Below are 13636 nucleotides of genomic sequence, written 5' to 3'. Positions count from 1 at the left end.
GCCGCCACGCACTGGCAGTTCGCCGACCGGCTCGCCCGTCTCCATCCGCGGGTCCGCGTCGACCGCGACGTGCTCTACGTGGAGGACGGCCCCGTCCTCACCAGTGCGGGAGCCGCCGCCGGCATCGACGCCTGTCTCCACCTCGTCCGTCAGGAGCACGGAGCGGCCACCGCGAACGCCCTTGCCCGGCGCATGGTCGTACCGGCCCATCGCTCAGGCGGGCAGGCGCAGTTCGTCGAGATGCCGATGCCGGTGACACGCTCCGAGTACGGGCTCACGGCCCTGGTCGACTGGATGCAGGCCCACCTCGACCAGCCGCTGACGGTCGAGGACCTGGCCGTGCGCGCGTCCATGTCGCCGCGGACCTTCGCCCGGCGGTTCAAGGCCGCGACCGGTACGACGCCGCACCGCTGGCTCCTGGATCAGCGGCTCCAACGGGCCGAGGAACTGCTCGAGAGCACACTCCTGCCCGTCGAAGCCGTGGCGGCGCGCTCCGGGTTCGGCAGCGCGGACATCCTGCGCCACCACTTCGCCGCGCGCCGCGGTGTGGGGCCGACGGCCCACCGGCGTACCTTCCGCGGCGAGCGTCCGGCCGAGGACGGGATCTGACCCGTACACCTGAGAGACACCTATATCTGAGAGAGGCCCCGAGCATGGAGATCTGGATCAACCCCGCCTGTTCCAAGTGCAGTTCAGCGGTGTCGCTGCTGGACGAGGAGGGCGTGCAGTACACGGTCCGGCACTACCTGGAGGAGCCGCCGACCGCCTCGGAGCTGGAGGACGTGCTGCGGCGGCTCGACCTGGAGCCGTGGGACATCACCAGGACCGGCGAGGAGGCCGCCACCGAGCTGGGCATCGCCTCCTGGCCCCGTGACGCGGACAGCCGCGGTCGCTGGATCAAGGCCCTGGCGGCCCACCCGGTCCTGATCCAACGTCCGATCATCACCGCGGACGACGGCACGGCCGTGGTGGGCCGTTCCCCGGAGTCGGTGAAGTCCGCCATCCGTTGACGGCCCCCGGCGCGGCCCGGCAGGCCGGGCGTCAACGGACCGGCCGAGGGTCAGGGGCGGGAGGGCACGCGCTCAGCTTCCGCCCCGAAGGCGGGCCGCGAGCTGCGGCAAGGTCCCCCTGCGGCCCCAGGCGATGATCGCGAGCGGGATGATGAGCAGCAGCGGCGTCACGGCGTACTCGCCGTCGAAGACGGTCAGTTGAGTGATGAAGGCGCCGACCATCAAAGCGATGAGAGCCACGGCCGAGAGGCCAGAGAGCAGGGGGATGACGAGGGCGACGCCGCCGCAGAGTTCGAGGATGCCGATGGCGTACATGAACCACGTCCCGAAGCCGATCTCCTCGAAGGAGTCCGCGGCCGAGGAGTGCGCGATCAGCTTGGGAACGGCGCTGGCGATCACGAAGAACAGCGCGAGTATCACCTGCAGCACGCGCAAGGCGATGTCCTTGCTGCGCGCAGCCCGGACGACCGGAACTGCTGCGGGGGAATCGGACGGTGTGCCGGCTGACTGGTTCATGACGGTCTCCTCTCAGGGCGGTACGGGACGTACCCACCGATTTGAAGACCCTGCAGCCGGACGTTTCTCATCGCGGGAACTGCGAGGTGTTCCTGCGGATTCCGCGGATCGGCGACGCCGCCCCGCCCCCGACGATCGGGGACGGGACGGCGCGGGTGCCGGACTCAGCGCCGGCCGCCACCTCGCAGCCGGTTGAGCAGCGACGTCACGTTGCTGCGGCGGCCCAGCGCAACGAGCGCGAGGGGGATGAGGATCATCGCCGGCGTTTCGACACCACGGCCGTCGTAGAGGGTGAGGTGGGTGGTGACGGCGCCCGCCATCACGCCCATCAGCCCCAGGGCGGCGAGGCCGGCGGTCCACGGGGTGAGCAGGGCTATGGCGCCGAGCAGCTCCAACGTGCCGGTCAGGTACATGAACCACAGGCCGAAGCCGATGTCCTGGAATGTCTCCTTGGCGCCTGGATCGGCAGTAAGTGCCGGTATGGCGCCGGTTGTCACCATGAAGTAAGCGAGATACAGCTGGAGCGCCCACAGGACCACTTCGAGCGCGATCCACAACGGACCCTTCCGTGGCCTTGCCCGCCCACCTGAGGCGCGGGGATGAGAGGTCGGCGGCGTGCCGCTCGCGTGCGCCATGACGGTCTCCTTCTGCAGACGGTGCGCAAGCACTTACTCGGACAAACCCGGCAGTTGACCTTCTACCACCGGCTCACCCGCAGCGGAACTCCCTCGCCACAGCGGAAGCGAGGGTGGTGACGCCCCGACGATCACAGCCGGGGCTTCCATGATGCGTATCACGTGCACAGGAGGCACCGCAGACAGTTGCGCATCATGTCAACAGACCTTGCGGAGCCTCGGCTCCGCCCGTCGGCCCTGGTCGGGCGAGCAGTCAGGCGAATCGGGGTGCCGGAGCGGACGCCGCCGGACTCGCGCATGGCGCCCCAGAGTTCTCACGTGTTCTCGGGAGCGAACTCCACCACCATGAAGCGTGCGCCGGGGCTGCTCATCGGCTCCGCCGCTCCGAGCCTGACCCGGCCGCGGCCGAGCGTGGCGTGGTTCAACGGGCGGTCGTTGCCGTCGGGGTGGGTGTAGGCGGCCGCGCCGTCACGCCGTATTGGGCCGGCGACGGGATCGTCCAGGACGTCCTGCTCCAGCTGCTGGAGCGTGGGGTCCGAGGGGTAGGCGTGCCGCGCCGCCACGAGCTGCGGGACGACCATCGGCGCCCAGGAGTTCTCCCAGTCCTCCAGCACCTCGGTGCGGGCCGACTCGTCCAGCAGCATCCATCGCATGATGTTCGCCGGAGGCCGGTCGCCGGGGAACATGGCCGCGAACGCCGAGTTGTACTCCAGAAGCGTCCAGGACATGTTGCTGATGTAGGCCATCGTGGACATCTCGTGCACGATGCGGCGCCATATCGGGGCGACGGCGAGACCCGCCCCGGGGTCCAGCGCGTAGGGCGGATTGTGACCGTAGGTGTGGCGCCACAGCGACTCCCACTCCTGGGGTCCGAGCCTCAAATACCGTGCCAGCCGGTCGAGGTAGTCCGTCGAGGGATTGGTCTTGGCTCCGCGTTCGAAGTTGCCGTACGTGCCGGTGCGGCTGTGCAGGAGCGCGTCCATCTGCGGCTGGGTCAGCCCTGGGACCTGCCGGCCCCGGCGGTCGGTCGGGCGCTGCAGACCGTGCTCGACGGGGTCGACGCGCGCACGTGCTTCCCGCAGGAAGTTCTGGAGGTCACGCTGACGCCGGCGCGGCAGCGCGTCCTGATGCCGAGGCATGCGTGGCTCTCCTCCATCCGCAACGGATCGGAGTGGAATTTATTGCGCACCCTGTTCTTACACCTAAAAAGTCGCGCCTGGAAAGGGGACGGCTCCACAGGACATGATCCGTCGTGCACCACGCTGCCGTCGGGGGACAGCGTGGCGCGAGACGTGATGTACGGCGCGAACCCGTCCGGTTCAGCTGCGTGACGGGGAGTCAGCGGTGCGCCTGCGCGTAAAGCCACAGGCCCCCGGCCTCCGTCGGGGGCCTTTGAGCACGCCGTCAAGGCCACTCATGCCCTCGATCGTCCTCAACTGGACCGTGCGTCGGCGGTGCAAGGCCCGCACCACGTGTCACCTCTCGATCCGCCCTCCCTCACGTCCCGCGTGTGAGGGGCGATGTCGCGGGCGGTCGCCGGCTGGGGTTCAGCGGGAGAACCGGTGACTCAGCGGGCCGCCCCCAGCGCCGGTTCGCGGCTCGTGACGTGCAGCCAGTCGGCCTCTGTGCCCGCGATCCACAGATGCTCCTCGACGGGCACGAGCCCGTTCAGCAGCAACTGCCAGTGCCCCGCCAGGCGTTGATGGACGTCCGAGGTCTGGTCGGTCTGTTCCGAGTAGGCGCCGGACGCGAGGCAGAATGCCAGTTCGGCCACGGCCTCGGCAGTGGCTTCGCCGCGGAGCATGCCGTCCTTCTCGGCCTCCCGCGCCACATCGGTGAAGATCTGACGCCAGCAGACGAGCGGGTTGATCTCCGGATCCGGCGGGGTCTCCAACTCGCGGGCGAGTTTCACCGCCGCCCTGGACAGATGATCGTGGGCGAGCTGATGGGCCACCAGGTGCGTGAGGTCGATGAGCGTCTGCAGCGGGGGCTGGTCCTTGTCGCGCAGGACCTGTGCCGCCTGGTACGTGCGGATGCATGCCTCTCTCCGCACCGTGTCGGCCAGTTCCTCCTTGCTGCCGAAGTGGAAGGAGAGGGCGCCCTTGCTCATCGCGGCGCCACGGCTGACCTCGAAAAGGGTTGTGCGTTGATAACCGGAGCGGTCGAATGATCTCGCTGCCGCCATCGTCAGCGCGTGACGGGTGAGTTCTGCGCGCTCTTGCCTCATGCGGCTTGTTCCCTTCGTACGAACCGGTCCGAGGGGAGACGGACCGTCAGGAGCAACAGCTGCGGGAGCGCTGCCGCCACCACAAACATACAAAGTGTTCTGTTTTTTTGCGCCAGAAGGGCCGACAGAGCTGGGAAAGGTGCCGGTCTCCCTACCGGTCAGGAGCGCGTCAGATGCCCTCGGTACCAGTCGGCCGCTTCATCGAGCCTGGCCAACGGGCCTGGTCCGGGGGCCAGTTCGCACGCCTTCCAGAGGGACGCTCCGCTGTAGAAATGGTCGTACGCGAGGAGTTCCAGCTGCGTCTCGCCGATGCGGCCGGAGTGCTCCCGCATCAGTGTGAGGCACTGCTCCCACGTCAACTCCCCCTCGACCGGCGGCAGAAGAGCGAGGGACGCCAGCGAGTCGAGCAGGTCGCGATTGCGCACGGGCTCGGGGTGCACGGCGTGGTGGACACCGTGAGCGGGAGCGGGGAGGCGGAGGGCCGCGTGCGTGACGATCCGGGCGAGGTCCTCGACCGCGATCATCGAGAGCCGCGCCTCGCCTCCGAGCCAGTAGCCCGGTACGCGCCGGGTGAGTTCCGCCAGGGCCGGTACGACCCAGCGGTCCCCCGCTCCCGTGACGAGCCCGGCGCGAAGGACCAGGGCACCGCGCTTCAACGCGTGCTTCTCCCCCGCGAGCCGGGTCCTGCTGGTGGCGGATCCCGGGGCCGGTTCCAGATCGCCGACGGCCTCACCCCTGTGGGGGCCCCGTCCGTAGACGGCGGTGGTGGAGACCTGCACGATGCGGCCGACGCCCGCGCGCGCGGCCTCCTCCATCAACGCCGCCGTGCCCAAGTCGTTGACCTGCACGCACTGTTGCTCGTCCGAGCCGACGAAGGGGGCCGCGTGGACGAGCACGTCCGCTCCGGAACAGGCACCGGTGAGGGATTCCGGCCGGGTGAGATCGGCACGGACCTGCTCCACGTCGGGCGGGAGCCTCAACTCCCGGCGGGTGAGGGCCCGTACGGCTGCGTCCTCGCCCGTGAGGCGGTTCAGGACGGCTGTGCCGATGAAGCCCGTCGCCCCGGTGAGTACAACCCTGAGGGTCATCCGGCGACCCGCAGATACATCTGCGGGTTGACGACCATCTCCGCCACGACCTGGGGAGGGGCGATGCCGAGAAGCATGTACTGCCACAGGTCCCCGATGCGCTCCGGCAGGTCGGCCCGCCGGGTGGAGACCTTGGAGAAGTGCTGCACGCCGGTGTAGCAGCCCACGAGGAGCAGCGACAGACGGTCCACGTCCACACCGTTGCGCAGTTCACCGCGTGATGCCGCCGCCGCGAGCTGCCCGCGGAAGACCTCGGCCCAGTCGCGGTACGGGGCGTCGTCGTGGAAGCCGATCTCCTCCTGCTCCACGGCGAGGCGCACGCCGGCACGCAGGAGTTTGTTCGTCTGGAGCTCCCGCGCGAGGAAGAGGGTCGTGTCGATGAGGCGCTGGAGCCCGTCCGGCCCGGGCGGCAGGACGACCGAATCGCGCTGGGCGAGCATCACGGTGCGGGCCAGGTCCATCTTGGAGGAGAAGTGGAAGTACAGCGCGCCCTGCGTGGTCCCCGACCGCTGCATGATCTCCGTGATCCTGGCCGCCTTGAAGCCCTCTTCGTCGAAGACCTCCGCCGCCGCTTCCAGGATCAACTGGCGTGTCTCCACAGCTCTTTGCTGCATCGGCCTCGTTCTCGCCGCCGTCATCCGACCTCGCAACCTAAGGTTCTATCGTTTCCGGCACAAGTCACTTCGGACACCATTCCACCCGGAGAACCGCCCATGACTTCGACCCCCGCCGTGCCCCATCTGCCGGAAACCACAGCGTACTCGTCACCCGTACCCCGTGAGTTCGTACATAAGGCCGCGCATTCTGAGGTGCTGCTGACCGGCTGGAAGCAGTGCGGAGAGGGCGAGTTCGAGGTGGGAGCCCAGTGGCCGAGGGACCACGGGTTCTGGCGTACGGGCGCTGACGGCGTGCAGGACCCGATGCTGATGGTGGAGACGACGCGCCAGGCGCTGCCGTTGCTCTCGCACGCCGCGTACGGGGTGCCGCGGGACCACCAGTTGATATGGGATCACCATCACTGCGCCTTCGCCGCGCCCGTCTTACCTGTGTCGGACCGGCCCGCCGAGGTGCTGCTTCGGCTGTCCGCCTCGCACCCGCCCGCGAGCAGCGGCCGGCTGCGCAGGCTGTCCCTGCGGATGACGATCAGCTGCGAGGGCCGTCTCGTGGGCAGGGCCTCGACGGTCTTCAGCGCTCACAGCCCCGAGGTCTACGCACGTCTGCGCGGGCGGGGAACCTCCCTCCCTTCCCTGGCCATGGCGGCCGCTCTTGAACCGCCCCCTCCCGTTTCTCCGCCGCTCGTGGGCCGGGAGAGCGAGCGGGAGGTGGTTCTCGCGCGGGCGGACGAATCGGGCCGCAGGCAGTTGCGTGTCCTCACCTCCAGTCCATGGCTCTTCGACCACCCCGTCGACCACCTTCCGGGAATGCTGCTGATGGAGGCGGCCCGCCAGGCCGGTTACCTGGCCACGTCCGGACGGCAGCCCCATCTGGTGCGCCTGGACGCCGAGTTCGAGCGCTACGTCGACCTGGACGCGCCCAGCTGGGTCGAGGTCTCGCCCCCGCCGGCGGATGCCGCGTCGGGCGGTGACGACGTCGTCGCGGTGCAGGTCACTCAGCACGGCCTGCGGGCGTTCACCGCGGTCGTCGGGTTCGCTTCGGCGGCGGGCCTCGACGTGTGAGCGCCGGGGCGGCCCGGTCCGTATAGTCTGACGTCTTCGTACGCACCACGAACCGAGGAGGTGGGACCGATAACCGCTGCACCAGCAGGGGCGTTCCCCTCCCGCTGCCGTACGTTTCCCTTGACGTAGGCAGCCGGGGAGCCCCCGTCGGCACCCCGAGAAGGTTCCATGTCGGCTTTCCCTTCGTCGCTCTCCTCCTCCGCCCTCGCCACCAGACTCCGCGCCGCGGGCTGTGTGTTCGCCGAGGAAGAGACCCGGCTGCTCATGTCCGCCGCGTCCTCCGCCGACGCGCTCGCCGCGATGGTGGAACGGCGTACGGCAGGTCACCCACTCGAACACGTGCTGGGCTGGGCGGAGTTCTGCGGCATGCGGATGGACGTCGGCGACGGGGTCTTCGTGCCCCGTCGCCGGAGCGAGTTCCTCGTCGACCAGGCCGCGGCCGTCTGCGGTGAGGGGGCCGTCGTCCTCGACCTGTGCTGCGGATCGGGTGCGCTGGGCGCCGCGTTGGCCGCGCGCGCGGGCCGCGTCGAACTGCACTCGGCCGATGTCGAACCGGCCGCGGTGCGATGTGCCCGCCGCAACGTCGCCGCTGTGGGCGGTCACGTGTACGAAGGTGATCTGTACGAGCCGCTTCCGGCCGGGCTGCGCGGCCGCGTCGACGTGCTGCTGGCGAACGTGCCCTACGTACCGGCGGAGGAAGTCGGGTTGCTTCCGCCGGAGGCCCGCATCCATGAACCCCTGATCGCGCTGGACGGCGGCTCCGACGGGCTCGACGTTCTGCGACGGGTGGCCGCCGAGGCACCGCGGTGGCTCGTGCCGGGTGGCTGTCTGTTGGTGGAGACGAGCGAACGCCAAGTCGGTGCGGCAGTCGGGACCGTAGCCGGAAGCGGCCTCACGTCACGGGTGGCGGTGAGCGAAGAACTCTGCGCCACCGTCGTCATCGGAACCAGACCGCGCGGGAAACCGCCCGGCAGCTCAACGGGCGGGTTCCAGGGGGTGTCCGCGAAGTAGCGTCGTCCGCCTGCAAGGCGGGGGGCGCGGGGTCTGGTGCGTGCGATCGCAAGGCGGAGGAGGAGAGCGCAGCGGGCTGCGCCGACGACCGACAACGCCGGGAGCGTGCGTGCCAGACCCCGCACCCCAGCCGGGACTTCGCGGACACCCCCTAGCCCCCAGTTGGGCTCTCGGAAGCGACGGGCACGCCGTCGCCGGGAGCGTCCGCCGAATGCTGCTCGGCCTCCTGCCTCCTGACGCTCCCCCTCTGAGTGACCAGCGCCGCCACGAACGCCAGTGCCAGCGCGACGAGTACGCCGAGGTTGGCGGACGCCCAGGCACCCGAGGTCCCGCCGAGCCCCAGTGGGCCCAGCAGATAGCCCTGCCAGGACAGCCAGTCGGCGGCGGTGTTCGTGACCAGTCCCCAGCCTGCGGCGGTGGACGCGAGAAGCACGGCCACCGGCAGCCCTCGTACGTCGCCGTATCGGCCGGAACGTGAGAAGAGAGCGGCGTCGTCGTACGGGCGGGACCTCAGCGCGATGTCGGCCAGCATGATGCCGCACCAGGCGGCGACCGGGACGCCGAGCGTGGTGAGGAACCCCATGAAAGAGCCGAGGAAGTCCTCGGAGAAGAAGACCAGGTAGACGGTGCCCGCGATCATGAGCACACCGTCGACGGCGGCCGCGACGTAGCGGGGGACGCGCACTCCGAGGGCCAGCAGTGCCAGTCCGGAGGAGTAGATGTCCAGCACGGCACCGCCGACCAGACCCAGCACGGCGACCAGCGCGAAGGGGATGAGGAACCACGTCGGCAGCAGTGTCGTGAGGGCGCCGACGGGGTCGGCTGCGACGGCCTCGCTCAACTCCTGCGAGGAACCGGCCAGAAGGAGCCCGAAGACGAGCAGCACGACGGGCGCGGCCGAAGCGCCGAAGGTCGTCCAACCGGCCACGGCCGCACCGGAGGTGCGGCGGGGAAGGTAGCGCGCGTAGTCGGCGGCGGCGTTGACCCAGCCCAGACCGAACCCGGTCATGAGGAAGACCAGCGCCCCGATGACCTCCTGCGCCGATCCGGCGGGCAGGGACCCTGCCGTCCCCCAGCGGATCTCGTCGGCGACCAGAGCGATGTAGACGACGGTCAGGACGGCCGTCACCACCGTGATTGCCGTCTGCATCCGCATGATCAGGTCGAAGCCGATCACCCCTGCCAGCACCGTGAGCACCGAGACGACGACGAGGGCGGCGAGTTTCGTCGAGGTGCCGCCGCCCCAGCCCAGGCGGTCGAAGACGGTGGCCGTCGCCAGCGTCGCCAAGATGACGAGCACCGTCTCCCAGCCGACCGTCAGCATCCAGGAGACCGCCGAGGGCAGCTTGTTGCCCCGAACGCCGAAGGCCGCGCGGCTGAGCACCATGGTCGGCGCGGAACCGCGTTTGCCCGCCACGGCGATGAAACCGCAGAGCAGGAAGGAGAAGACGATGCCGGCCACTCCCGCGGCCAGGGCCTGCCAGAAGTTGATGCCGAAGCCCAGGGCGAACGAGCCGTAACTCAGGCCCAGCACCGAGACGTTGGACCCGAACCAGGGCCAGAACAGCTGCGCGGGGCGGCCCTTGCGTTCGCCGTCACCGATCACGTTGAGGCCGTTCGCCTCCACGGCGATCTTCCGCCCCGCAGGCCGCACGGTCTTCCCTTCGGCCTGCCGGCCGTCAGCTTCCGATTCCGCTGAACCCGCTTGCGTACCAGGCACAACGCCCCCCGTCTCGCCGCATCCGACCCATGGAGGGTGCTCGGCCCTCGCGAGGACGTCAAGTACGCGAGGGCGCAGGGTGATTGGGACGGCAGGGGCGAGTGCTGCCGTCTGCCCGGCGCTCACCGAGCGGTCACTCCGACGGGACGTTCCAGGTCGCCCGTGCCCCGAGGGGGCTGCCACTCCCCCGCCACCCGGCGAAGCGACCACCACGAACCCACCGGCGTCAGGAGGGACGGCGATCCGACCGAACACCATTCCCCCCTTCCGCCGAGGTCAGCGGCACGACGACCAACCGCGCGGAGTTTTTTCGGTGCACACTCGTGCCGGGTGTCGATTCGGCCCGAGCCCGTTCGTATGGAGAGTGAGGGCGGAGGGAACGACCCGCCCCGCAACGTCGCTCGTCGAGGAGAAGCACCATGAAGCAGTACCTGCTCAGCATCTACCAGCCCGACGGTGAACCGCCCGGCCCCGAGGTCCTGGACCCGATCATGCGGGAGGTCGAGGCCGTGAACACCGAGATGAGGGAGTCCGGCGCCTGGGTCTTCTCCGCCGGCCTGCACGCACCCGGCACCGCCACCGTGCTCAAGGCCGAGGGCGGCGACATGCTCACCACCGACGGCCCGTACATCGAGGGCAAGGAGCACATCGGCGGGTTCACGGTGATCCAGGCAGCCGATCTGGACGCCGCGCTCGAATGGGGCCGCAAGCTGGCACGCGCGATCACCCTCCCCATCGAGGTCTGGCCGATGGAGCACGGAAGCTGCGCGTGACATCCGGGGCGCCACAGCCGTCCACCGCTCCGGTCGACCGCGTCTTCCGCGAGGAGCACGGACGAGCGGTGGCCGTCCTGGTCCGGGTCTTCGGCGACATAGACGTCGCCGAAGAGGCCGTTCAGGACGCGTTCACCGAAGCGGTACGGCTGTGGCCCACGGCCGGGCTCCCGCCGAGCCCCGCCGGATGGATCATCACCACCGCCCGCAACCGGGCCGTCGACCGCCTGCGCCGGGAAGCCTCCCGCGAGGACCGGCACGCGCAGGCGGCCCTGCTCCACGCCCGCGACGCACCGCCCGAGGAGGGGCCAGTGCGCGACGAACGGCTCCGCCTCATCTTCACGTGCTGCCATCCGGCGCTCGCCACGGCCTCGCAGGTCGCGCTCACCCTCCGGCTCCTCGGCGGGCTCACCACCCCGGAGATCGCGCACGCCTTCCTGGTCCCCGAACCGACCATGGCCCAGCGGCTGGTCAGAGCCAAGCGGAAGATCCGCGACGCCGGGATCCCCTACCGGATTCCGGGGGACGCCGACCTCCCGGACCGGCTGAGAGCCGTGCTTGCCGTCGTCTACCTCATCTTCAACGAGGGCTACGCGGCGACCTCCGGTGAAGCGCTCGTCCGCGAAGACCTGTGCGCCGAGGCGGTCCGGCTCGGACGGCTCCTGGCCGACCTCATGCCCGACGAGAGCGAGGTCGTCGGACTGCTCGCGCTGATGCTGCTGACCGAGTCGCGCAGGCCCGCCCGTACCACCCCGGAAGGCGAGCTGGTGCTTCTGGCCGACCAGGACCGCAGCTTGTGGGACCGCCACTTGATCGCCGAGGGCCAGGCGCTCGTCCGCCGGTGCCTGCGCCGCGGCACGCCGGGCCCGTACCAGATCCAGGCAGCCGTCAACGCCGTGCACAGCGACGCACCGTCCGCCGCCGGCACCGACTGGCGGCAGGTAGTGCAGCTGTACGACCAGCTCTGCTCGATCGATCCGAGTCCGGTGGCGGCCCTCAACCGTGCGGTGGCCGTGGCGGAGGTCGACGGTCCGCAAGCGGCACTCGAACTGGTCGACCGGCTCGGCCTGGAGGACTACCACCTCTTCCACGCCGTCCGCGGTGACCTCCTCCGTCGCTCCGGACGCAGAGCCGAGGCCGCAGCGGCCTACGACGCGGCCATCGACCGGGCAGGCAACCGGACCGAGCGCGACTTCCTGGAACGCACCCGCCGCACGCTCTGACCCGGGATCGCAGCCCTCACAGATCCGCGGGGGCGGGGATCAGCCCGTCGGCGACCAGACCGGAGAGGACGGCTTCCCCCAGCGCCTGGACCGCGGACTGCGGCCGGACCATCACCGTGAACTCCTTGATCCGGCCGGCGTCGTCGAAGTGCAGCAGGTCGATGCCGTGGATCTGGCGGCCGTTCACCTCCGCCCGGAAGACCAGGACCGCCGACGGGGACTTGGTGCCGTCGCTGCTCGTCGAGGCTGTGCCTGTGTGGTGCCCGACGTAGTGGAAGTCCTCGAAGGTACGCAGCAGCACCCCGAAGAGGCCGAGCACCATCGGCTTGCCCTCGAAGGGCGTGAACTTCACAGGGCTGTAGAGACGGATGTCCTCGGTGAACAACTCGTCCAGGGCGGCCAGATCGCCCTTGTCGACGGCGGCACGGAAGCGGTCTGCTGCGGTCACGACGTCTCCTTCATGCTCACGAATATGATTAGTCACTTTCTTGAGTATCATCGATGGAGTGCCCACGGAACAAGGGCGGACAGGAGGCGATCCGATGGCGTTGCGTCACGCCGTGCTGGCGGCCCTGCTCGGCGAGGAGCTGAGCGGATACCAGCTGGCCAAGGCTTTCGACGTGGGGGTGGCGAACTTCTGGCACGCGCTTCCGCAGCAGCTGTACGCGGAGCTCGCGCGTCTGGAGAAGGACGGACTGATCACAGGCCGCGAGGTGGTCCAGGACACCCGCCCCAACAAGCGCCTCTTCCAGGTCACCGACGCCGGATCGGCCGAGCTCGAGCAGTTCACGGCGACCGCCGCCAAGCCCTCCTCCATCCGCGACGACCTGCTCGTCAAGGTCCAGGCGGCGGACCACGTCGACACCGGCCAACTGATCGCGCAGCTCGCCGAACGCGCCACCTTCGCGCAGGGCAAGATCGAGCTTTTCGAGCGCCTGCTGCACACCATGCGCGGCGACAGCACCGAGGAGCACTTCCTCCGCCACGGCGAGCGGATCGGCCCCTATCTGACCTGCCTGCGCGGCCTCGCCTTCGAGCAGGGCAACCGCGACTGGTGCGAACGCTCCGCCGCGGTCCTGCGGGAGAGGCAGGCGACCCGTGTCGGGGACTGACCGGCGATACCTGCGCTACGTCGCTCTGGGCGACAGCCAGACCGAAGGCCTCGGAGACGGCGACGACGCGGCCGGCCTGCGAGGCTGGGCCGACCGGCTCGCCGTGCATCTCGCTCAGTGCGACTCAGGCCTGCAGTACGCCAATCTGGCCGTGCGCGGACGTCTGGCCGAGCAGGTGCGCAGCGAACAGCTCGCACCCGCCCTCGCCTTGAGGCCCGATCTGGCCACCGTGCTCGCCGGGATGAACGACCTGCTGCGGCCGCGGTTCGATCCCGATGAGGTCGCCGGACACCTGGAGGCGATGTTCGCGGCGCTCACCGCCCAGGGCTCCCAGGTCGTCACGCTCACCTTTCCGGACGTCGCGCGGATCATCCCTCTCGCGCGTCCTCTCGGGTCCCGCGTGACCGTCCTCAACGACCGCATCCGGAAGGCCGCGACGCGTCACGGTGTGATCGTCGCCGAGACCGGCCATCATCCGGTCGTCGTCGATCCCCGTCTGTGGAGCCCTGACCGTCTTCACGCCGGCCCCGTCGGCCATGAGCGCATCGCGGCGGCCGTCGCCCATGCGCTCGAACTGCCCGGCAGCGACGACTCCTGGGTGGCCGGCCTCGCGCACCGAGGCGAGCACGGCCATCAGTTCGTCCA

The 13636-nt window shown here is 69.9% G+C and carries 16 protein-coding genes; 8 read left to right on the top strand and 8 right to left on the bottom strand.

The features are described from left to right. Together H5J26_RS21370 and H5J26_RS21365 are read left to right on the top strand one after the other, a co-directional pair. Window positions 1–609, top strand: a 609-nt coding sequence (locus H5J26_RS21370; protein ID WP_181767537.1) for a GlxA family transcriptional regulator, incomplete at its 5' end; no start/stop codon positions are given. 44 nt (window positions 610–653) lie between these two features. Beyond that, entirely contained in the window at window positions 654–1010 is a 357-nt protein-coding gene (locus H5J26_RS21365) for an arsenate reductase family protein (RefSeq protein ID WP_181767536.1), read from the top strand. 72 nt (window positions 1011–1082) lie between these two features. Here H5J26_RS21365 and H5J26_RS21360 read toward each other — a convergent pair whose 3' ends face one another. The 6 genes from H5J26_RS21360 to H5J26_RS21335 form a co-directional block, all read right to left on the bottom strand. Next, window positions 1083–1526 carry a DoxX family protein gene (locus H5J26_RS21360; protein ID WP_181767535.1) on the bottom strand — a complete coding sequence of 148 codons (444 nt, stop codon included), beginning with the start codon at window positions 1524–1526 and terminating at the stop codon, window positions 1083–1085. 164 nt (window positions 1527–1690) lie between these two features. Further along, window positions 1691–2161, bottom strand: a complete 471-nt coding sequence (locus H5J26_RS21355; protein ID WP_181767534.1) for a DoxX family protein — start codon at window positions 2159–2161, stop codon at window positions 1691–1693. Window positions 2162–2475: 314 nt separating this feature from the next. After that, the gene (locus H5J26_RS21350; RefSeq protein WP_181767533.1) at window positions 2476–3300 is read right to left on the bottom strand and encodes a helix-turn-helix domain-containing protein; all 825 of its coding nucleotides are present in this window, start codon (window positions 3298–3300) and stop codon (window positions 2476–2478) included. A 428-nt stretch (window positions 3301–3728) separates the two neighbouring features. Continuing rightward, entirely contained in the window at window positions 3729–4388 is a 660-nt protein-coding gene (locus H5J26_RS21345) for a TetR/AcrR family transcriptional regulator (RefSeq protein ID WP_181767532.1), read from the bottom strand. 158 nt (window positions 4389–4546) lie between these two features. Beyond that, window positions 4547–5476 carry an NAD-dependent epimerase/dehydratase family protein gene (locus H5J26_RS21340; RefSeq protein WP_181767531.1) on the bottom strand — a complete coding sequence of 310 codons (930 nt, stop codon included), beginning with the start codon at window positions 5474–5476 and terminating at the stop codon, window positions 4547–4549. Continuing rightward, window positions 5473–6090: a ScbR family autoregulator-binding transcription factor gene (locus H5J26_RS21335; RefSeq protein WP_181767530.1), complete on the bottom strand. Its 618-nt coding sequence runs from the start codon at window positions 6088–6090 to the stop codon at window positions 5473–5475. The genes H5J26_RS21340 and H5J26_RS21335 overlap by 4 nt, the downstream gene beginning before the upstream one ends. 99 nt (window positions 6091–6189) lie before the next feature. Here H5J26_RS21335 and H5J26_RS21330 point away from each other — a divergent pair, with 99 nt between their 5' ends. Beyond that, complete coding sequence (locus H5J26_RS21330) at window positions 6190–7152, top strand: ScbA/BarX family gamma-butyrolactone biosynthesis protein (RefSeq protein WP_181767529.1); 963 nt, start codon at window positions 6190–6192, stop codon at window positions 7150–7152. 168 nt (window positions 7153–7320) lie between these two features. Next, on the top strand, window positions 7321–8163 hold the full coding sequence (locus H5J26_RS21325) for a putative protein N(5)-glutamine methyltransferase (protein ID WP_181767528.1): 843 nt from the start codon (window positions 7321–7323) through the stop codon (window positions 8161–8163). Window positions 8164–8314: 151 nt separating this feature from the next. On the opposite strand, the gene H5J26_RS21320 is transcribed toward H5J26_RS21325, so the two are convergent. Then, window positions 8315–9817, bottom strand: coding sequence for a purine-cytosine permease family protein (locus H5J26_RS21320; RefSeq protein WP_309238013.1), 1503 nt, complete (start codon window positions 9815–9817; stop codon window positions 8315–8317). A 485-nt stretch (window positions 9818–10302) separates the two neighbouring features. Between H5J26_RS21320 and H5J26_RS21315 the strand changes: the two genes are divergently transcribed. Further along, on the top strand, window positions 10303–10656 hold the full coding sequence (locus H5J26_RS21315; RefSeq protein WP_181767526.1) for a YciI family protein: 354 nt from the start codon (window positions 10303–10305) through the stop codon (window positions 10654–10656). Further along, window positions 10653–11879, top strand: a complete 1227-nt coding sequence (locus tag H5J26_RS21310; protein WP_309238012.1) for an RNA polymerase sigma factor — start codon at window positions 10653–10655, stop codon at window positions 11877–11879. Before H5J26_RS21315 ends, H5J26_RS21310 begins: the two co-directional genes overlap by 4 nt. A 16-nt stretch (window positions 11880–11895) precedes the next feature. On the opposite strand, the gene H5J26_RS21305 is transcribed toward H5J26_RS21310, so the two are convergent. Next, window positions 11896–12378: a nuclear transport factor 2 family protein gene (locus H5J26_RS21305; protein ID WP_181767524.1), complete on the bottom strand. Its 483-nt coding sequence runs from the start codon at window positions 12376–12378 to the stop codon at window positions 11896–11898. A gap of 43 nt (window positions 12379–12421) precedes the next feature. Here H5J26_RS21305 and H5J26_RS21300 point away from each other — a divergent pair, with 43 nt between their 5' ends. Next, a complete protein-coding gene (locus H5J26_RS21300; RefSeq protein ID WP_181767523.1) occupies window positions 12422–12991 on the top strand; it encodes a PadR family transcriptional regulator in 570 nt (189 codons plus the stop codon). Beyond that, on the top strand, window positions 12978–13636 hold a 659-nt coding region (locus H5J26_RS21295; RefSeq protein ID WP_181767522.1), incomplete at its 3' end, for an SGNH/GDSL hydrolase family protein. The genes H5J26_RS21300 and H5J26_RS21295, both read left to right, overlap by 14 nt.

Origin of the sequence: Streptomyces albidus (ex Kaewkla and Franco 2022), assembly GCF_013870515.1 — a bacterium.
In the GTDB taxonomy this organism is placed as follows: Bacteria; Actinomycetota; Actinomycetes; order Streptomycetales; family Streptomycetaceae; genus Streptomyces; species Streptomyces albidus.
The sequence above is the reverse complement of the archived record's forward strand: the minus strand, read 5'-3'. Positions and strand labels throughout refer to the sequence as shown.

Excerpts from the sequence above, each read along its gene's own strand:
- H5J26_RS21305 (WP_181767524.1), bottom strand. The coding sequence starts at position 12,378 with ATGATACTCAAGAAAGTGACTAATCATATTCGTGAGCATGAAGGAGAC.
- H5J26_RS21325 (WP_181767528.1), top strand. The coding sequence starts at position 7,321 with ATGTCGGCTTTCCCTTCGTCGCTCTCCTCCTCCGCCCTCGCCACCAGA.
- H5J26_RS21360 (WP_181767535.1), bottom strand. The coding sequence starts at position 1,526 with ATGAACCAGTCAGCCGGCACACCGTCCGATTCCCCCGCAGCAGTTCCG.
- H5J26_RS21350 (WP_181767533.1), bottom strand. The coding sequence starts at position 3,300 with ATGCCTCGGCATCAGGACGCGCTGCCGCGCCGGCGTCAGCGTGACCTC.
- H5J26_RS21335 (WP_181767530.1), bottom strand. The coding sequence starts at position 6,090 with ATGCAGCAAAGAGCTGTGGAGACACGCCAGTTGATCCTGGAAGCGGCG.
- H5J26_RS21365 (WP_181767536.1), top strand. The coding sequence starts at position 654 with ATGGAGATCTGGATCAACCCCGCCTGTTCCAAGTGCAGTTCAGCGGTG.
- H5J26_RS21340 (WP_181767531.1), bottom strand. The coding sequence starts at position 5,476 with ATGACCCTCAGGGTTGTACTCACCGGGGCGACGGGCTTCATCGGCACA.
- H5J26_RS21330 (WP_181767529.1), top strand. The coding sequence starts at position 6,190 with ATGACTTCGACCCCCGCCGTGCCCCATCTGCCGGAAACCACAGCGTAC.
- H5J26_RS21300 (WP_181767523.1), top strand. The coding sequence starts at position 12,422 with ATGGCGTTGCGTCACGCCGTGCTGGCGGCCCTGCTCGGCGAGGAGCTG.
- H5J26_RS21345 (WP_181767532.1), bottom strand. The coding sequence starts at position 4,388 with ATGAGGCAAGAGCGCGCAGAACTCACCCGTCACGCGCTGACGATGGCG.
- H5J26_RS21315 (WP_181767526.1), top strand. The coding sequence starts at position 10,303 with ATGAAGCAGTACCTGCTCAGCATCTACCAGCCCGACGGTGAACCGCCC.
- H5J26_RS21355 (WP_181767534.1), bottom strand. The coding sequence starts at position 2,161 with ATGGCGCACGCGAGCGGCACGCCGCCGACCTCTCATCCCCGCGCCTCA.